Genomic DNA, 18,405 nt, shown 5'->3' with positions numbered 1-18,405 from the left:
CTTATTTACACTTTAACCTTACCACACGACATTACGGTTTGTCAAACTTTCTTTTTCTTCAAATTCGAATGAAGGAGTGCATGCAGGAAGATGATAAGCGCGGAGGATTGGAAGCAAGAGCAGCAGCGGCTAGATCTGGTTACGGAAAAGCTGCAAGCGAGAATATCCGAACTGGAGCCGGAGGTTGCCGGGCTGCATAGTCAGGTGGCGGACATCCGCAAACAATTTTGGCAGGAAGTTACCGTCAACACGAGCACGGACGAAGATTTTGAAGAAACCTTCTACAGTATCAGGCAGCAAGAAGCGTTATTGTCTGAACGGGAGCGAAGCCACAAGCAGCGCGTGCAGCAATGGAACAACATGAAACGGCTGCTGTCATCTCCCTACTTTGGGCGCATCGTTTTCCATGAGGATGGCTTGAGCTTCAGCGAGCAGGTTTATATCGGGGTGTCATCCTTCGTCGATTCAGACGGCATGAATTTCCTGGTTTATGACTGGCGTACTCCGATCGCAAGCATGTACTACGATTATTCCCCGGGAGCGGCCGGATATGACACGCCAGGTGGAACTATCTCGGGCACGATGAAGCTGAAACGGCAGTATCAGATCCGCGATGGGGAGCTGCAGAACGTGTTCGACACGAGCGTAACGATCGGCGACGAATTGCTGCAGCAGGTGCTCGGTAAGGGTGCGGACAATCAGATGAAGAGCATCGTCGCGACGATCCAGAAGGAGCAAAACGCCATTATCCGCGATGACACAAGCCGGATGCTTATCGTGCAGGGGGCGGCCGGCAGCGGGAAAACCTCGGCAGCGCTTCAGCGGGTGGCGTATTTACTTTATACACACCGCGAGCGGCTCAAGGCGGATCAAATCGTTCTTTTTTCGCCTAATCCGATGTTTAACAGCTATGTATCGACCGTTCTTCCCGAGCTCGGTGAAGAAAACATGCAGCAGACGACCTTTCAGGAATATCTGGACCACTGGCTTGGCGGGACGTTCCGTATAGAGGACCCTTTTGACCAAATCGAATATGTGCTGACAGAAGCATCAAGCCATGGGTATGAGGCCCGGCTAAAAGGGATTGAGTACAAGGCATCGGCAGATTTTCTGCAAGCTCTCCGGAATTATGCGCAGTGGCTGGAGCAGCAGGGCATGCGTTTCACAAGCATCCGCTTTCGGGACCGCGATTTGATCACGGCCAAGCAAATGGAATCCGTATTTTACAGCTATGATCCCTCTATTCGCATGACCAATCGCATCGCTATGCTGAAGGAGTGGCAGCTGCGTGAATTGACCTTGCTGGAAAGCAAGGAACGTGAGGCGCTCTGGGTACAGGAAGAGCTCGATTATCTCGACAACGATCAGTACGCTGAGGCGTATCATGCACTGCACAAGGAGAGGGGCGTGTTTGATTTTGCCGAGCAGTATGAAGAGATCCGCGAAAGGCTGAACAGCAAGCGCAGACCGGACGAGGGGGATTTCGACTATGCCGAGCGGGAGGAAGAGCTGCTGCGCCGGATGATCGTGAAGGAGCAGTTTAAACCGCTGAAGCGAAGCGTGAAGCGGATGCTATTCATCGATATGGCTCAGCTGTACATTCAATTGTTTGAAGAAGAGGATGCTTTTAAAAAGATGACGAATGAAGCTGAAATTCCCTCGCTCTGGCCGGAAATCTGTGAACAGACCAAGGAGAAGCTGGGCCGGCTCGAGCTTTTTTATGAAGATGCGACACCGTACCTGTATTTAAAAGAGCTCATCGAGGGCGTTCGGACGAACACGGAGATTCGCCATGTATTCGTGGACGAGGGTCAGGATTATTCGATGTTTCAATATGAGTTCCTCAAAACAATGTTTCCCCGTGCCCGCATGACGGTGCTTGGCGATTTCGGTCAGGCCATTTTTACCCAGGCAACGGAGCTGTACGGTGAAGATTCGCCGCTCATCCGGCTGTACGGGGAATCTGACACGAGGTTGTTCCGCCTGGTTCGCAGTTACCGGTCAACCCGCGAGATTGTGGAATTCACGAAGTCTCTGCTGCAGGGCGCCAAGGAGATCGTACCTTTTGAACGAAGTGGCAGGAAACCGCTTCTCTCCAAGGCGGGCAGCTGCGAGAAGCGGGCAGCGCGAATAGCTGAGCATCTCGCGGCGCTTCAGGAGGAGGGCTTCGTCTCCATCGGCGTCATTACGAAGACAGCGGCCGAAAGCAAAGAGGCTTATGATCTCTTGACGTCTCAGGGATGCCAGGGGCTGAAGCTTGTGACGAAGAGCACGCCCACCTTCGAGAAGGGAACATTGATCATCCCGGTATACCTCGCTAAGGGCGTTGAATTCGACGCCGTTCTCATCTATGACGCTTCTTCGCAGACGTATCATCGGGAGAGCGAGCGCAAGCTGTTTTATACCGCATGTACGCGTGCCATGCATCGGCTTCTGCTATATACGACAGGAGATTGGACGCCATTCATTCAGGCGTTGGATACGTCCTTGTATGAGGTAGAGCAATATATAAGCTGAACTTAAGATTTTCCCATCAGATACCAGTCGCAACTACGAGGAACGTTTGGACTTCCGGCCGCTGTTGTCTCCAGATTTCTTCATTTAAACCAATCTTCGCGGTTGAAATCCGGAGACAAAGGCGATCGCTATCGCTCCTACAGTTCCAAACTTCCCCTTCGTTACTCCTTACCCTGATGTCATTTTTTAAAGTTCATCTTATATTGGAGGGGGCTTTTGGATTACCCAATTATAAACAACGAAGGAGCTGCCGAGGCAAGCTCCTTTCGCATTTTTTAGCCGATTGTTTCGTTAAGCTGAACCTTATCATCCCCGAGTTGCACACCCTTCCAACAGGAGCGGATTACTTCATGCACGCTGTCGCTGGTTAATTCGAAGATCCCTTGCAGATGGGCTTTCAAAATGTAAACTAATGTCCCGTAGTGCATCTGCACCATCAGCTTCGGATTCAGGGGGGTAAACAACTTCTGCTGAATGGCTTCTTCATACAACTTGTTCATAGGCCCGCACCAGCCATCTGTATAGGCTGCCTGCTTCACCTCATCATAAATGTAAGGCGAGAACGAATACTGCTCAATAAATTGAAAGCCCTGTGGATATTTTTTACCTAAGTCGACAACCCGATTCCAACCTAATTCGAACTTTTCACGAATCGTTCTGCCCTGCAATAAACCTTCGCGCACATACTCTCCGTTGAATGTGACAATTGCTTTGTACAACTCGTTTACAATATCTTCTTTACTTTGAAAGTAATGATAAATATTCCCGGTCGATACGCCAGATTCCTTGGCTATTAGCGCCATTGAGGTAGCCTGTAATTCCTTCCGAATGATAATGTTAAGTGTCGTGTCGAGAACGGCCCGCTGCACCTTGTTATATTTTTCAAACATTCAGCTCTTCCTTTCCCAGCATCAAATCGAACGTTCATTCTAATCTAGAATATACTTAATACGTTCTTCAGTCAATACAGCCTATGGTAGTAGCGGGAGAAGGTTATAATATCGTTACATATAATTTTTAGCGATGGTTTCCAAATAATCTTCGATGGGCACAGAGTTTCTAAGAGCCATCAGGTCGTTGCCTGCTGCGCCGATAACGGTACGGAATTTCTTGCTTTCCCCCGTCGCCAGAGCGACAATGGCATCCACAATGATTTGAGGGTCATCCAGACGGCCACTGGTATCGGCGGTATTCATTAAATTTTGCACTTCCGTCATCAAATCATCGTAATCTTTAATATTCTCATCCCTGTTCCAAGTGACGCTTTCTTTAAAATTATTTCCTGTAGACCCGCCCTGCTCGATCAATCTAAGCTCGATATTGAATGGCTTCAGTTCGTAATAGAGACCTTCCGTCAATCCTTCTAAGGCGAATTTGGACATGTTGTAAAGCGATCCAAGCGGCACCGCTGTCGTGATCCCCATGAAGGAGCTGATATTGATAAACATGCCCCCTCCATTGGCTCTGTAATGTGGCAAAAATTTACGAATAACATTGATCGGTCCCCGCGCATTAACGGCGAACTGCCAATCGATCGCGTCCTCTTGGGCTAGCTCCAACGGGCCGTAAGTACCCATACCGGCATTATTGACGACGACGTCAATTTTCCCGAAAGCGGCTATGGCTTGTTCCACGGCCATTTGAACCTGCTCCACTTTTGTGACATCTAATTTGAAAATTTTAATATTGTCATAAGCCGTAAGTTCAGTTTCTTTCTCGGGCGTACGCATGGTGGCCGCGACGTTCCATCCCATTTGAGCAAATCGAATCGCCGTTAGTTTACCCAATCCTGAACTGGTCCCCGTAATAAAGACTGTTTTACTCATCATAAAACCTCCAATATATAAATTGAACATTCATTCTATACCTAACAAAAGATTAGATCGAATGTTCATTCTGATTCTATTATGCAGTAACTTGTTTGTCAAATGATTACGTAAGCCACTTCTGGAAATCAACGAATGACCCATTCTTTTCGGGATAAATTGCTGAAATTTCTGGGACATGTTTTGCTATAACATTCTTGTCAAAGGTGGATTTGAAAGCTTTTGAGAGATGTTCCAGGATGGGATTTTTCCAACATCACCCAGAGGGGATAGTGTGATAAAGTTATCGTATGAATTATTAGGAGGATGAGTATGAAGCTTCCTGAGTCACAATCAAAGGCATTTTCACAGATGAACGCAGCAGAATTTCAGCAATACGTAAGGGAATACAGCAAGGTCAAAGGATTCGACACGAGTACCATCGAGCAGAGAACGCTGTACCTCATGACCGAAGTGGGGGAGCTGGCGAAAGAGGTTCTGAATGTTTCCTTCTCTCCTGATGAAGAGAAGCGGGAGAACCTGGGGTTTGAAATGTATGATGTGGTATGGAATATCTTCGATCTTGCCAACAAGCTTGGGATTGATCTCGAACAAGCATTCACGCAAAAGATGGCAATCAATGAGAAACGAACATGGGAATAGAAGGGGGGCAACGACAGAATGGAAGAGGAACAAAAGGATGTGTGGACGCTCGTTCAGCAGACGGTGATCCTGCTCGGGTCTCCCGACTCCGAAATTCGGGAAGAAGCGTACTCCGCTCTGTTCAATTGGCTGCTGGAGGAGAACGCACTCGGGAAGTCCCAAATGGAAGAACTGCTTCAGCAATCCGTTTCAGATAGCGGATTGTTTTACGGGATCGGGGAGAAGGAGACGGACAGCGTCTTTAAGCGCACGTTTACCTCTCTATTGATTGCCCTGTTGCTTACCTGCGATAATCGGGAACCATACTTAACTAGAGAAAGCTATGACCTCGCTCTGAATGCACTGGTTCGCTATTGCCATTTGGAAAACGATTTTCGCGGATACGTGGAGGTAAAGGGATGGGCGCATGCCGCTGCGCATGTTGCGGATGCGTTGGATGAATGTGCGGTGAGTCGCTATGCGGGAGCGGAGGAATGTGCCGAAATCTGGACGGGCGTACAGGCCTTGCTCGAAAGACCCGCCGAGGTTTATCAGAGAGAAGAGGACGAACGGCTCGCTACGGCGATCGTCTCTATGATTCAGAGTCAAAAGGTTTCCTTTGCCACGATTTGCGAGTGGTTGGGGAAAATGGAGCCGGCGCGAACGAGGAGCGTGGAAAGCTACACCCTCAACACGAACCGTAAGCACTTCCTTCGCTGCCTGTATACAAGGCTCTATGATCAGAGGGAAAAGTTCGAAGAAACGGGAATGGAACTGAATCGGCTTCTGGAACTGGAGAAGCGCTTCAATCCGTTTCGTTTACAGGCATAGAATTTATGATTTTTTGTTCCAAGTTTAAGATTGATATGCTACCAGCTTAGTTAGATGTACATATAGTAGACTTCAAAAATCTGAAGAGTACTTAAAGAGGGCGAAGAATTTCGCCCTTTTAGTAGTACGGGGAACACAGAAGCAGCCAAAGAGAAGCGTTCGCTTAAAGAAAAAGGTCATCCCTATTAGATGGCCTTAAAGTATGCCGTTAGATAGAGCCGATTGGATTATCAGAGTGATAGAGAAGTAAGGAAAACGGCCCTATCTAATGTCAAACGCTCTTTGGGCTTGAAACGGCAGGGCGCTTGGCTTTAGCGTTATCGGCAGAGAATCGGCTGATTAAGAATTTATAGAGGTTACCGGTCAGCAGCCCTATAAAGAGATAGATCAAGCCGCCGAACAAAGCGTACACCACGCTTCCCGCAAGGGCGGATAGGCAGCCGAAAATGATCTGGTCTTTCACCTTGATTGGCGATGTCGGCGGGTCCGTCAGCATGAAGAAGCCGAAGAACAAGGCGGCATTTATAAAAGGGGGCCGGAGCGCATCCGAAGCGTCACCCGCATGAAACAGACCCATCAGCAGCTGGAGCACAAAATAAACGGCAAAGAATGAAAACAGCTGAGGAAATTTATTAACCCGGTTCGTTACAGCGTATCCGCCAATGAGCAGGAATACAACCATCCATACCGGCAGATCCCCGAACGCCCCCCACCAGCTTTGCCCTGTTCCGAAGATAATGACGGACATAAGCAGTCCGAAGGCGGCCGGATTAAATACCGGTTTTTTCTTGTATATGAGAAAATGTTTGGACAATATGGCGATAGCCGCAGTCAGCGCCACCTCGGGCCAGGAGGTCGCAGTGCCCAGAATTAAGGCGATAATGAGACCCGTTACTGCCGCTCCGTCCGGCAAAATCCGCTTGCGCTTTTCGATCAAGGAAAAAAGGATATCCAGAACTAAAGAAACGCCTATGGAAACCGCGCCATTGATCAGGCCTTTTGGATCGAGAGCTCCCAAAGAGGCGATCAGCAGGTATGCGGCTAGGGTGGCTACCACGTAGGCCTTAGGTGATTTTATCCATTGCTTGAAAGTCATGCTTCTTCCCTCCCGGCAGTATCAATTTGTAAATCGGGTGTAATCCAGATGCCCTGAAGCTCTGCCTGCGTTATGAGCGTCTTTCCGCCCTCCGTGCCGAGAAGGAACGATGCGGTGGAGAATGCATCTGCCTGCATGGCGTATGGAGCGATGACGGTGCAGCTGATCCAGTCATTCGGGGAACTCTCCGAGACCGGATTGATGATGTGATGCATGCCGGCCTGGTTGGCGCTGCGGCGTTCATAGCTTCCGGAGGTACACACCGCTTGGCCGGATACTTCAATGACTTGTATGCTTCGCTCCTTATGCAGGGGATGCCGGATGCCAATCTTCCACGGCTCTCCCTGCTTATCCATTCCTCCGGCGTACAGGTCGCCCCCCGCGTTGATGATGAATCCAGGGAATGCCTTCAGCTCGCTTGCGGCCAGATCGATCGCAAAGCCTTTGGCTACTGCGCCCAGATCGATTACGAGCCGTTTGTGCAGCAGCAGGGTGCGATCCCTTGCATTCAGCACGATGTCCCGATAGGTAACGGAATCGGCTGAGCGGCTGTTCAGCCGTTCGCCTGTTAAATAATGGCGGTTGAAGCCATGCTTATCCATGATTTTCCCTATCGTAGGGTCAAAGACACCCTCTGTCCATGCAGCCAGTTCGACTGCGAATCGGATGGGCTCGAACAGGAATGGGCTCACCTGAACCGGAGTCCCCGTTTCCCGGCAGGCTTTCATCAGTTCGCTGTCCGGGCTGAAGCGGCTGCAGGCCAGCTCGATCTTCCGGAAAGCTTCAAAGGCGCGGTTCATGCCTATTTCCGCCTGATCCATTTCTTCCTCATCGCGAACGACAATTTGAATATCGACAACCGTATCCATACAGAGCTTGGTTCTTCTCAGCACATCCATATCAAGCATTCCTTGCGCTCATCAGGGCATCCTGGACGGCGGATTGAAAGGCCGCGGTACTGTAAGTGGCGCCGGATACGTTCGTTACCTGAGAGCTTTGATTGCGCAGGACCTCGGCAGGCAGACCGGCCACATCGCTCTCCGAGTAATGCATGCCGAACCGGCTGATTTCCACATCGGTAATTTTGTCGTTCGTAATCGTCAGTATCACTTGGATGGAACCTCGGCGGTTGCTTCCCATCCCGGTATACGTGCCGTCCTTGAAGATGCTCTTTCTGGCGGGGATACTGCTTGGGGACGAATCCGTCGCTTGCGAAGCATCGGAATTGCCGGAGTACGGGACAGCGGGAACGGCAGATGCCGCCGGTGTTGTTGACACATCCGCAGATGAAGTGTTATCTGTGAATATACGGTTTGATTGAATGCCGCCCGGGTCACTCAGCGGGTACTGCTGACCGGAAGCCTGATCTGCTGTCGTTATATAACCAGCGGCATATACGGCTGTGACAGCGGCCGAACAGAGCACGATCCATTTGTTTTTCATTTTGGCCATGTAGATTCCTCCAATACGCCTTAAGATTGATATGCAATGGTATTCTTCCTGTGCTGATGATTTGAGTATAGTTTTGCATTCTTTAAATTTTCTTAAAAATAGTTCATGGACTCTACATTCCATTTGCAGGAAGGGATATAAACGTATGCGTGTACTTGTAGTAGAAGACGATGCTTCTCTCCTTAAGGTGATCTGCGACATCTTTGAAGGGGAATCCTACGAGACGGACGGCGTGGATACAGGAGATGAAGGCTGCTATTTGGCTGAGCAGGGGATCTATGATTTGATTATCCTGGATTGTATGCTTCCCGGCATGTCAGGCATTGAAATAGTCGAAAGGCTGCGCTCCCGGTCGATGCTTGTGCCGATCATCCTCCTGACCGCCAAAGACGCCCCGGAGGATCTGGTCGCCGGTCTGGATGCCGGAGCGGATGATTATATCACGAAGCCGTTTGCGGTTTCGGAACTGCTTGCACGGTCAAGAGCCGTGCTGAGAAGGCGCGGAACCATTAGCCAGGAGGGCGAGCTAAGCTGCGGGCCCATCCGGCTGATTCAGACGACAAGGGAGGTTTATTGCGGGGAAACGTCGCTGGATCTGACGGCGACTGAATTTGAGCTGCTAGAGTATTTCCTCAGCAACCGGGGCCAGATACTGACCCGGGAGCAGATCATCGACCGGGTATGGGGGTTCGATTCCGGGGCCGCTACGTCTGCTGTTGACGTCTACGTGCATCATCTGCGCAGAAAGCTCGCGGCCGGAGGAGCAGACGGCTTTCTCCGGACCGTGAGAGGCATCGGCTATATGCTGCCCGGTGAAGCTCATGTTTAACAGTATCCGCAGAAGGCTCGTTATTTTGAATGCTACCGTGTTCCTGCTTGTATTTGCGGTGCTGGGTGTACTGCTGTATATACACATGCAATACCGTCTGCTCCATGAGACGGATGAGTCTCTTCTGCAGGCAAAAAGCCGGATCCAGTCCATGAACACCACGCACGACCTGCTGAAGCCTCAGAAACCGGACCAGGAGCAGGATGACAGGATCGCCTACTTATTCTGGGATGCCAATGGCCAGCCAGCCGGGCAAATCACTCTGAAGGCTTTTCCCTTGGATCAGGCGGGAAAATTCCATGAAAGGGAGAATGAGGAGAGGGCTAAAACGGTAAGCGTGGAGGGGAACCGCTATCGGGTTCTGCAAATTCCGGTATCGGTGGAAACGAACGGCACGGTCATCACTTCCGTTAGCCTGGTGAAGAACATCAGGGATGTAGAGCGTACACTCGATTCCTTGCTAAGAGATATTGGTCTCGGTGTGCTGGCTGGGGCGATCATTTTTATCCTGGCGGGTATATTTCTGGCGAACCGCGCTTTAATTCCGATACGCAGCGCTTGGGACAAGCAGCAGCGGTTTGTAGCCGACGCTTCCCATGAACTGCGGACGCCGACAGCCATTATCCGCGCTCAGAGCGAGCTCATTTTGAAATCTCCAACCCGCACGATCGAGCAGGAAAGCCCGAAGGTTGCGGTCATTCTGCAGGAGGCGAGACGAATGGGCAAGCTGCTGGACGATCTTCTCACGCTGGCCCGGTCAGATTCCAACCGGCTTGAAATTCAGCCCGGCCTCTTCGCCTTGGATGCTATGCTTGCAGAACTGGCGGATCACTTCAGGCTGCTGGCGGATATCAAGAAGATTTCGATTCAAACTGAAATGGATACGCCGCTTTCGCTATGGGGAGATGAGGCCCGCATCCGCCAGCTGTTGATCATTCTGCTGGATAATGCGCTGAAATATACATCGTCCGGCGGAGTCATCAGCTTAATCGCAAGGTATCAATCCCATCATGTGGCCATAAGCGTTTCGGATAGTGGCCGCGGAATTGCGAGTGAGGATCTTGCTCATATCTTTGACCGTTTCTATCGCGGAGATAAAGTCAGATCGCGGGCCGAGGAGGGCATGGGTCTGGGTTTATCGATTGCCCAGTGGATTGTAGACGTCCATGGCGGGACCATTCACGTATTCTCCAAGCCGGGTCAGGGCACGCGCGTGGCACTGCTATTCCCCAGGAAAAAACACTAAGAATACTTTCAAGCTCTATTTGAAGCAGAACAAAATGGAAGCTGGACTCAGAAAGTCCCATGCTCACAGTGCCCACTGGCATCATTTAGTCAACACTATTCCAATAAAAAATTAGATAAATATTAAAATCTAATAACAATAGTGATACACTAAGATCAGGGCAACATTGATCCAGAAAAGGTGTGCGACTTGGTCGCGCGCTGGCTTGCTGTGTGGCGCCTAAGCAGGAGCGCCTTACATCCTTCCTGCAAATCGTAGGGTATAAGGACGGTAAAAATGAGCAACGGACAAACGAAAACCGACGTTATTTTAATTGGTGCCGGAATCATGAGTGCGACTTTGGGTTCACTGCTGAAAGAATTAGCGCCGGACTGGAAAATCACCGTGTTTGAGCGGCGCGGGGGCGCAGGAGAGGAAAGCTCTAACGAATGGAATAATGCGGGGACGGGGCATTCTTCGCTGTGCGAGCTGAACTACACCGCTGAACAACCGGACGGATCGGTCAATATTAGTAAAGCGATAACGGTGAACGAAGAGTATCAGGTTTCCAAGCAGTTCTGGTCTTATCTGGTGGACAGCCACCGGATACGGAATCCGCAGGACTTTATCGTGCCTGTGCCCCATATGAGTTTTGTACAAGGGGAACAGGATGCAGCTTTTTTAAGAAAAAGATTTGAAGCGCTTTCCAAAAGTCCCCTGTTTCAAGGGATGGAATTTTCCGATGACCCGGTACAACTGATGAAATGGATTCCGCTGATGATGAAAGACCGGACACTCAATCAGCCGATAGCAGCAACAAGAATCGAATCGGGAACGGATGTCAACTTCGGCGCTTTGACGCGCATCTTGTTTGACTACTTGAAAAGCAACAACGTCGATCTGAAGTTCAACCATCAGGTGGATGATATTAAACGTACCGGCGACGGCTCGTGGGAATTGAAAGTGCGGAATCTGGACAGCGGTACCGTAGGGCGCCATACGGCCAAATTCGTCTTTATCGGCGGCGGGGGAGGAAGCCTGCATTTGCTGCAGAAATCCGGTATTCCCGAAGGAAAAGGCATTGGAGGATTTCCGGTAAGCGGACTATTTATGGTGTGCCGGAAACCGGATATTGTCGCACAGCACCATGCCAAAGTATACGGTAAAGCCGCGGTTGGCGCTCCCCCAATGTCTGTTCCGCATCTGGACACAAGATTCATCGACAAGGAAGAGTCGTTGTTTTTTGGCCCGTTTGCCGGCTTCTCGCCCAAGTTTTTAAAATTTGGTTCCATGTTTGATTTGATCACTTCGGTAAAACCGGATAATCTCGTAACGATGTTGGCGGCAGGCGCCAAAAATTTTGGGCTGACCAAATACCTGATCGAGCAAGTGATGTTATCGAAAGAACAGCGTATGGAAGCTTTGCGGGAATTTGTCCCGAACGCCAAAAGCGAGGATTGGGAGTTATTAGTAGCGGGCCAGCGTGTGCAAATTATTAAAAATACGGCTTCCGGCAAAGGAACGCTTCAATTTGGCACGGAAGTGATTAATGCCGCCGACGGCTCGATCGCTGCATTGCTTGGCGCTTCTCCGGGTGCTTCCACCGCCGTGTCCGTCATGCTTGAGGTCATAGAAAAATGCTTCCCGAAGCATATCAAAGCATGGGAACCGAAGCTTAAAGAAATGATTTCTTCTTATGGCCTGTCACTGCCTGAAAACCCGGAGCTTATACGCAAAATTCACACTTCAACCGCGCGGTCGCTCGGGCTAACGAATGGGATAGGGAAGCCTGAGAACAAGACACTTAATAAAAGTTTGCCAGGAGTAGGGGAAGCGGCATTCCGCCCATGATAATCCGAACCAATGTCAAGGTTAAGAGGAGCAGAACCATGGTTTTGCTCCTCTTAACTATGCTTACAGATGTGAACCGCCGGTAGCATCAACCATTTGTCCCGTTACCCAACGGCTGTCCGAAGAAGAGAGGAAAGCGACGATGTCCGCAATATCTGAAGGCTGCCCGATCCGGCCGAGGGCCGACATTTCTGATGCATACTTTTGCCCTTCCGGTGTGTGCAGCCAAGTGGCATTGACGTCCGTATCGACGATGCCGGGGAGAACAGCATTAACCGTAATGCCGCGCGGTCCCAGTAACTGGGCAAGATGCAGGGTAAATGTATTGATTGCTCCTTTTGTCAAGTTGTAGGCCATAATTTGGGGATATGCGATTCGTGTAACACCTGAAGAGATATTGATGATGCGTCCTCCGTTACGCAGCAGCGGCAATGCCTGCTGGGCGAGGAAGAACGGCGCTTTTACGTTTACTGCAAATAATTCGTCGAATGCTTCTTCCGTTGTCTCCTCAAATGGTTGTGAAGTTCCGATACCGGCGTTATTAACAAGAATATCGAACCGGTTATCTCCGGTATGGCGAAGGAGTGCTTCCTCCAAGGATGCAACCAACTGCTTCACTCCAAGGGAGGTCTCTAGTCCTGCACCGATTGGAATGGCTCGCCCTCCTTGTTCTTCAATGAGGTGAACGGCCTCTTCCGCTGCATCACGGCGGTTACCATAGTGAACTATAACCAGAGCCCCTTCCTCTGCCAATCTCAGGGCAATCCCTTTCCCGATCCCTCTGCTTCCTCCTGTGACCAAAGCTATTTTTCCTTCCAGCCGTTTCATTGGTTCCACTCCTCCTTTTTATTGTGCAGCACTAATTTACACCCTCCAGTTAAGGGGAGAGTCAAGGAGACTGGCGAATCTTTTTTTACATAAAAAAACCATGCTCCATTTTGCAATTTGCAGAATGAACCATGGGATCGAAGTGAGTGTTAATCAATATGCTCGATTGGGATGAGCAGCTCAGCCAGCCGTAACGTTCCGTACATATCCTTGTCTGAAGTTAAATAGGTTTCGCGGACAGGTTCTTTTGCGGAAGGGACCAGGCTTTGGGATTGTATCCATGACAGGAGTTCAGTGACAGCCGGACAATCATTGCGGTAGGGGTTGCAATGGTGGACAAGGGAAGCCGCAGCCTTCAATTCAGGGAGGATACTGACCTTCACTCTTCCCCTGCTTGGAACAACCTTCGTTAGAGGCAGTGCGACTTCGATATCGACCAGATCTGAATTCCTGCTGCCGAAATCATGCCATACAATCGTCAGTAAGCGCCCTTCATCCTCTCCGCAGGAACGGACGTACTGCAAAATTTCGTCCAACAGCAGACACAACTGTGTTCGTGGGACCGTGTCGCGTATGGAAGCGATGAGTTGAGGTTCTACATATCGAATTGCAGCCGGTGTATGTTGATGATGCTCCTCCGATTCTTCAATACGCGTCAGCCTTCTATCGATCTCGTTAAGCTGATTTTGTGCTTCATGGATGGCTTGCTCAAGTTCTTTCTTTTTATCCGTTAACTGGTTCTTCACTGTTTCCGGTAGAACGTTTTCTTCCAGCATGGGCTTGATTTGCTCTAATGTGAAGCCTTGTTCTTTCAAGGCGACGATACGCTTAACAGTTAGAAGCTGTTCTTCGGTATAATATCGGTAGCCATTATTTTCATCTACAACGGCAGGTTTTAACAGGCCCAGGTTATCGTAAAAATGTAAAGTTTTAACGGAGACCCGGGTCAACTTGGAGAAAGCGCTGATTTTTAACATACCGAAACGGACTCCTTTCGTGAAACGGCTGCTCCTTAGACTATCATATTTTGTACGAGGGAACACGCAAAGGGAATCCTAATAATGGAAATTTTCCGTTACGCGCGGAGAACCGTATCACAAGAGCCCATTTACTGCTCCAATATTAATACAGCGTAGGAATCGGAGGACAAGAAACCGCATTTATAAATCTTGGATCAATTCCATAATAAAACCAAAATTCCCCGCTCCAGCGATAACCTGAAACTTCTCCGTACTCCACGCGAGTTGGGTAATACCAGAAACTGTCCCCATTCCATAACCAGACATAAGTATAATTATGGATGCAGTCAATGATATAAGATCCATAGGCAGGAGGTTTTGGCGGGATGAAGGCAGGGGGAGGAGACAGGGTTTGAGCGGGTGTTCCGGGCATTGGTAAAAATGCCATATGATTCACTCCTTCATAATAACTTTTGTTCATACTATGCGTATGCCTAGACCAAGGTTCATGCTTCGCTGATTGCTCACGTCCTCGGTATGTCATGGCATTATTGAAAAAAGAACATGCCCCCGCCGCATGTACCCTTTTCCATTTATATCATCAAAATCTCCCGAAGCTCTTCTTCGGTAAGAGCGGACGCCGCCTCCTGATCGGGCCCCATCACTTCGTCAATCAGGTGTTTCTTTTTGTGCTGGAGCTCGTACATTTTTTCCTCCATTGTGTCTTGGGTGATCAGGCGGATGATCTGGACGGTGTTCTTCTGTCCCATGCGGTGGGCGCGGTCGGCCGCTTGTTGTTCGACTGCCGGGTTCCACCACAGGTCATATAGGACAACGGTATCCGCGCCCGTCAAATTTAGTCCTGTTCCCCCTGCCTTCAGGGAGATGAGGAAGACGTCCATTTCGCCATCGTTGAACCGTTCACATAACTCGACGCGCTCACGGGCCTGCGTTGACCCATCCAGATAAAAGAACGGAACGCTCTGACTGCTCAGTGCTTTGCCAATCAGGCCGAGCATTTCCGTGAATTGAGAAAAGATCAGCATGCGTTTTCGGTTAGCCAGGCACTCTTCGACGATTTCCATCAGCTGCGTAAGTTTCGCCGAGCCCCCCTTGTAGCCTTCGACAAAAAGGGCGGGATGACAGCAAATTTGCCGAAGCCTTGTGAGGCCAGCTAAAATTTTGATCCGGCTCTTGTGGTAGCCGTCCACGCTTAGATGCTTTAAGGTGTCCTGCTGCAGCTTGGCCAAATAAGCGGCGTACAGTTTCTTCTGTTCGGGCAGCAGCTCGGTAGGCTTGATTGACTCGGTTTTGTCCGGCAGGTCTTGAAGCACCTCACTCTTCCACCTGCGCAGCATGAAAGGCCGCGCCCGCTTGGCTACCTCTTTGCGCGTCAAGTTGCCGAACGTCTTCCGGTCCGGGAACAATGCCGGGAAGACGACGCTAAAGATCGACCACAGCTCTTCGATGCGGTTCTCGACAGGGGTTCCGGTCAAGGCGAACCGGCAACCGGCCTGGATCGATTTGACCGCTCGTGCCGTTTGCGTCGCATCGTTCTTGAACGCTTGGGCCTCATCGAGAATGAGCGTGTGAAACGACTGCTTGGCATAGAGATCCACATCCCGCAGCAGGAGGGGGTATGAGGTAAGGACGACGTCGGCGTCCTCCAGCCTTTGCATTTTCTCCGCCCGCTCGGTCTGGCTGCCGTCCGCAATGAGCACGCGGATGCCCGGCGCAAACTTCCGTAGCTCATTGCGCCAATTGTAGATAAGCGACCCCGGCGAGATCACGAGGGCCGGGATGCGCTGCTGCCGAATCTCCGGCAGAACGGAAACGATAAAGGCGATGCTCTGCACAGTCTTGCCCAGTCCCATGTCATCCGCCAAAATGCCGCCGAACCCGTAATGGGCGAGTGTCTTCAGCCATTGGTAGCCTATTTTTTGATAATCCCGCAGCACCATCGTGAGAGGAGCGGGGACCGGGAAGTCGAGATTGTCCGGATTTCGCAGGTTATATAGAAGCTGGCGAATCGGCTTGTCGAGCTTCAAGCCGCCAAATTCATGGTCGATCAAGTGAAGACCGCGGGTCAAGGGGACCCGGAACTTCGATTCAATTATATCCGTGTAGAGCAGCCCCGTGTCCTTGAGGAACCTCGACAGCTCCTGAAGCTCAGCGCTGTCCAGCGGCAGCAAGGAACCGTTCGGCAGACGGTAATATCTCCGCTTTTCCTCTAAGGATTTCACCAGGCTGCGGATTTCAGTTTCCGGAATCCACCCCATATTCAGGCGAAATTCAAGCCAGTTCATTCGCTCGGCTGCGGATACCTGCACACTGACCTTCGGAAGCGTATGTAACTTATGCACCCGCAGTTTCACCGCTGTCGTTGCGTACACCTTCATCAGCTTCTCCAACTGCGGGACAACCGTATAGAGGAAGTCGAACTCAGCCTCTTCATCGTTCATGAAGTATCCGGCTTCCGTCTTCGTAAACGGACAATGTTCGATCATATCGATGATCCGCCGCTCCCCCTCCATGTCGCGGATGAGAATACGAGGCGACTCCTGCTGCGTGCGGTGATCTTCCAAGGGATTAATAACGACCTCGTCGTATTGAAATTCAACGGCAGCCAGAAGCCGATCCTTCACCCGGTCAAGGTACAGCTTGGCCCGAAGCGGGGATTGCGTGACACGCTCGGCGATGGCCGGGGCGATGCTTACGCTGCCCAGCTTCATGAACCCGGGGACGGCTTTTTCCATAAAAGCCTGCATTTGACCGCCAGGAATGACAATGTCGTCCGCACCGGAATCGCCTAGAATTGCCTTTAGTTCGGCAAGCCGCTTGCCTTGTTTTGCCGGGAGCGGGAGCAGCTTCCCTTGAAGAAAGGCCGCTCCATATGGCTCCATAATGGTTATTTCCTCAAGACCATGAATACGCAACGAACAGCCCCCTGAACCTGCTTCATCCAACTCGAAGCGGAGCAGCAGGGGCTCATCCGACAGGCAGATGCCGTCATACTTGATGTCTCCGTCCATAAGAGTGACGTTCGGCGCCTGCGTCAGCAGAGGAAGCAGGCTGGCCCATGCCTGCGGCGGAATGAGCAGCAGGCGGTCGCTGTTTCTGCCCGAGGCATAGACGGAGTGCAGGCGGTCTGTTTCGCGGTAGGAGGCGCGGTCCCGAATCATTTCCATTAAGGCCCGTAGGAGGGCCTCGTCTTCTTTCCCAAAGGTGTGAAGCTCCGGACTGTAGCTGAATCTTGGCGAGAAAGAATAGCTTTCCCCCCGGCCAAGCTGATCCAGGAAGGAAGCGATATTTTGAACGATGTATAAGGCTTTGGGGCCTGCTTTAAGCTCTATGCCGAACAGGACGGTATTGTTGCCAAAGGCTAAAAGCTTGAGAATAAACTCCACTTTAAGAGGGGTTCTCGTTTCCGTAAGTGTCTTGTTGTGAATGGGACGTATGGGCTTGTCGTCGAACAGTCTCAGAATGCGCTCGGTGATGGGGACAGCTTCAGCGCGTCCGGGAGTTATTCCGGGGACAGCATCGGCAGGAATCAGTGGAGCGGTCGAATCGCCGGCTAGTTGTATGTCATATAGACGGATCAGAACAGCGGCAATATGATGGCAAAAGGAGTCAAATGAGCCAAGGGCGGGGCAGGTACACACCGCATTCGGCTTACCGTTCCAGTCAAACGTAAGTTGAACCTCATGGCGGCTTGGGCCATTTACTTCGGCTGTATATTCATTCGCTTCGGTGTCGAATCGTATAAAATGGATTTTATTCGTGCGGCATAATCGGTCGCCTTTCTGATATGCATAGGGCCCGCACCATTGCTTGATCGATTGTTTGGTTAACTGTACGCTCATCGGCCGGCACCTTCCTAAATTTGTAGAACAGATGTTTGTTAGTGACCATTTTAGCATTCCCTATTGATAATGTATATTGTAGGCTCTATGGTGAAGGGTGTATCAACCGTCCTAAAAGCAGAGCGTCATGTTATTGAGGCTGAACAGGGATGAAGATTTATGCCTCGGGGCATGTTAGGGGAAAAGACATCAAGGGAGTGGATCAGGATGGCCAGAAGAAAGAGGAAATATGTGGTGCCGGGGGTGGAGCAAGAGATGCAGACCTTCAAAGCTAATGTAATGCACAACGAAGGATATGCCGTTGATCCGAATCGGCCGGATGATGTGAAGTATGAAGTGGCTAAGGAGCTTGGTGTACCTCTCCAGCCAGGCGAAAATGGGACTCTGACGACGGAATCGGTAGGCCATGTCGGCGGCAAAATTGGCGGCTCCATGGTTCGCGAAATGATCCGCCTTGCCCAAGAGCAATTAGCGACCAGGGAGCAGCGATAACAGGGCTTAGAGACA

At 50.6% G+C, this 18,405-nt stretch carries 16 protein-coding genes; 7 read left to right on the top strand and 9 right to left on the bottom strand.

The window, feature by feature from the left end:
- Positions 1-90 precede the first annotated feature (90 nt).
- Positions 91-2,517, top strand: a complete 2,427-nt coding sequence (gene helD, locus VK70_RS21765; protein ID WP_036639607.1) for an RNA polymerase recycling motor HelD — start codon at positions 91-93, stop codon at positions 2,515-2,517.
- A 275-nt stretch (positions 2,518-2,792) separates the two neighbouring features.
- On the opposite strand, the gene VK70_RS21760 is transcribed toward helD, so the two are convergent.
- Complete coding sequence (locus VK70_RS21760) at positions 2,793-3,407, bottom strand: TetR/AcrR family transcriptional regulator (protein WP_025695320.1); 615 nt, start codon at positions 3,405-3,407, stop codon at positions 2,793-2,795.
- Between the two features lie 114 nt (positions 3,408-3,521).
- Positions 3,522-4,346, bottom strand: a complete 825-nt coding sequence (locus tag VK70_RS21755) for an SDR family oxidoreductase (RefSeq protein WP_233277722.1) — start codon at positions 4,344-4,346, stop codon at positions 3,522-3,524.
- Positions 4,347-4,694: 348 nt separating this feature from the next.
- Between VK70_RS21755 and VK70_RS21750 the strand changes: the two genes are divergently transcribed.
- Positions 4,695-4,985, top strand: a complete 291-nt coding sequence (locus VK70_RS21750; RefSeq protein ID WP_025695318.1) for a MazG nucleotide pyrophosphohydrolase domain-containing protein — start codon at positions 4,695-4,697, stop codon at positions 4,983-4,985.
- 18 nt (positions 4,986-5,003) lie between these two features.
- Positions 5,004-5,795, top strand: coding sequence for a DUF2785 domain-containing protein (locus VK70_RS26745; RefSeq protein WP_025695317.1), 792 nt, complete (start codon positions 5,004-5,006; stop codon positions 5,793-5,795).
- A 271-nt stretch (positions 5,796-6,066) separates the two neighbouring features.
- On the opposite strand, the gene VK70_RS21740 is transcribed toward VK70_RS26745, so the two are convergent.
- From VK70_RS21740 to VK70_RS21730, 3 genes are read right to left on the bottom strand one after another with little or no spacing between them, the layout of a single operon-like run.
- Positions 6,067-6,891 carry an RnfABCDGE type electron transport complex subunit D gene (locus VK70_RS21740; RefSeq protein ID WP_025695316.1) on the bottom strand — a complete coding sequence of 275 codons (825 nt, stop codon included), beginning with the start codon at positions 6,889-6,891 and terminating at the stop codon, positions 6,067-6,069.
- A complete protein-coding gene (locus VK70_RS21735; RefSeq protein WP_025695315.1) occupies positions 6,888-7,799 on the bottom strand; it encodes an FAD:protein FMN transferase in 912 nt (303 codons plus the stop codon). Before VK70_RS21735 ends, VK70_RS21740 begins: the two co-directional genes overlap by 4 nt.
- Positions 7,792-8,343 carry an FMN-binding protein gene (locus tag VK70_RS21730; RefSeq protein ID WP_025695314.1) on the bottom strand — a complete coding sequence of 184 codons (552 nt, stop codon included), beginning with the start codon at positions 8,341-8,343 and terminating at the stop codon, positions 7,792-7,794. The genes VK70_RS21735 and VK70_RS21730 overlap by 8 nt, the downstream gene beginning before the upstream one ends.
- 145 nt (positions 8,344-8,488) lie before the next feature.
- Here VK70_RS21730 and VK70_RS21725 point away from each other — a divergent pair, with 145 nt between their 5' ends.
- From VK70_RS21725 to VK70_RS21715, 3 genes are all read left to right on the top strand, one after another.
- On the top strand, positions 8,489-9,172 hold the full coding sequence (locus VK70_RS21725; protein ID WP_025695313.1) for a response regulator transcription factor: 684 nt from the start codon (positions 8,489-8,491) through the stop codon (positions 9,170-9,172).
- Positions 9,173-9,197: 25 nt separating this feature from the next.
- Positions 9,198-10,418 carry a sensor histidine kinase gene (locus VK70_RS21720; protein WP_051505033.1) on the top strand — a complete coding sequence of 407 codons (1,221 nt, stop codon included), beginning with the start codon at positions 9,198-9,200 and terminating at the stop codon, positions 10,416-10,418.
- 276 nt (positions 10,419-10,694) lie between these two features.
- Positions 10,695-12,248 (top strand): malate:quinone oxidoreductase, encoded by a 1,554-nt coding sequence (locus VK70_RS21715; protein ID WP_025695311.1) that lies wholly within the window; start codon positions 10,695-10,697, stop codon positions 12,246-12,248.
- Between the two features lie 63 nt (positions 12,249-12,311).
- On the opposite strand, the gene VK70_RS21710 is transcribed toward VK70_RS21715, so the two are convergent.
- The 4 genes from VK70_RS21710 to VK70_RS21700 all read right to left on the bottom strand — a co-directional run bounded on the left by VK70_RS21710 (position 12,312) and on the right by VK70_RS21700 (position 17,898).
- Entirely contained in the window at positions 12,312-13,076 is a 765-nt protein-coding gene (locus VK70_RS21710) for an SDR family oxidoreductase (RefSeq protein ID WP_025695310.1), read from the bottom strand.
- A 149-nt stretch (positions 13,077-13,225) separates the two neighbouring features.
- Positions 13,226-14,053, bottom strand: coding sequence for a MerR family transcriptional regulator (locus tag VK70_RS21705; RefSeq protein ID WP_025695309.1), 828 nt, complete (start codon positions 14,051-14,053; stop codon positions 13,226-13,228).
- A gap of 145 nt (positions 14,054-14,198) precedes the next feature.
- Positions 14,199-14,483 (bottom strand): transporter, encoded by a 285-nt coding sequence (locus VK70_RS27485; protein ID WP_081754817.1) that lies wholly within the window; start codon positions 14,481-14,483, stop codon positions 14,199-14,201.
- A gap of 145 nt (positions 14,484-14,628) precedes the next feature.
- A complete protein-coding gene (locus VK70_RS21700) occupies positions 14,629-17,898 on the bottom strand; it encodes a DEAD/DEAH box helicase (protein WP_025695308.1) in 3,270 nt (1,089 codons plus the stop codon).
- 207 nt (positions 17,899-18,105) lie between these two features.
- Here VK70_RS21700 and VK70_RS21695 point away from each other — a divergent pair, with 207 nt between their 5' ends.
- The gene (locus tag VK70_RS21695; protein ID WP_025695307.1) at positions 18,106-18,390 is read left to right on the top strand and encodes an alpha/beta-type small acid-soluble spore protein; all 285 of its coding nucleotides are present in this window, start codon (positions 18,106-18,108) and stop codon (positions 18,388-18,390) included.
- The last annotated feature ends 15 nt before the right edge of the window (positions 18,391-18,405 follow it).

It is taken from the genome of Paenibacillus durus ATCC 35681, assembly GCF_000993825.1.
GTDB classification, from domain to species: Bacteria; Bacillota; Bacilli; order Paenibacillales; family Paenibacillaceae; genus Paenibacillus_AQ; species Paenibacillus_AQ durus_B.
The sequence above is the reverse complement of the archived record's forward strand: the minus strand, read 5'-3'. Positions and strand labels throughout refer to the sequence as shown.

Bases quoted from the DNA above. Each gene is read 5' to 3' on its own strand.
- VK70_RS21715 (WP_025695311.1), top strand. From the start codon at position 10,695: ATGAGCAACGGACAAACGAAAACCGACGTTATTTTAATTGGTGCCGGA.
- helD (WP_036639607.1), top strand. From the start codon at position 91: ATGATAAGCGCGGAGGATTGGAAGCAAGAGCAGCAGCGGCTAGATCTG.
- VK70_RS21695 (WP_025695307.1), top strand. From the start codon at position 18,106: ATGGCCAGAAGAAAGAGGAAATATGTGGTGCCGGGGGTGGAGCAAGAG.
- VK70_RS21760 (WP_025695320.1), bottom strand. From the start codon at position 3,407: ATGTTTGAAAAATATAACAAGGTGCAGCGGGCCGTTCTCGACACGACA.
- VK70_RS21705 (WP_025695309.1), bottom strand. From the start codon at position 14,053: ATGTTAAAAATCAGCGCTTTCTCCAAGTTGACCCGGGTCTCCGTTAAA.
- VK70_RS26745 (WP_025695317.1), top strand. From the start codon at position 5,004: ATGGAAGAGGAACAAAAGGATGTGTGGACGCTCGTTCAGCAGACGGTG.
- VK70_RS21740 (WP_025695316.1), bottom strand. From the start codon at position 6,891: ATGACTTTCAAGCAATGGATAAAATCACCTAAGGCCTACGTGGTAGCC.
- VK70_RS21755 (WP_233277722.1), bottom strand. From the start codon at position 4,346: ATGATGAGTAAAACAGTCTTTATTACGGGGACCAGTTCAGGATTGGGT.
- VK70_RS27485 (WP_081754817.1), bottom strand. From the start codon at position 14,483: ATGGCATTTTTACCAATGCCCGGAACACCCGCTCAAACCCTGTCTCCT.
- VK70_RS21700 (WP_025695308.1), bottom strand. From the start codon at position 17,898: ATGAGCGTACAGTTAACCAAACAATCGATCAAGCAATGGTGCGGGCCC.
- VK70_RS21710 (WP_025695310.1), bottom strand. From the start codon at position 13,076: ATGAAACGGCTGGAAGGAAAAATAGCTTTGGTCACAGGAGGAAGCAGA.
- VK70_RS21735 (WP_025695315.1), bottom strand. From the start codon at position 7,799: ATGCTTGATATGGATGTGCTGAGAAGAACCAAGCTCTGTATGGATACG.
- VK70_RS21725 (WP_025695313.1), top strand. From the start codon at position 8,489: ATGCGTGTACTTGTAGTAGAAGACGATGCTTCTCTCCTTAAGGTGATC.
- VK70_RS21750 (WP_025695318.1), top strand. From the start codon at position 4,695: ATGAACGCAGCAGAATTTCAGCAATACGTAAGGGAATACAGCAAGGTC.
- VK70_RS21730 (WP_025695314.1), bottom strand. From the start codon at position 8,343: ATGGCCAAAATGAAAAACAAATGGATCGTGCTCTGTTCGGCCGCTGTC.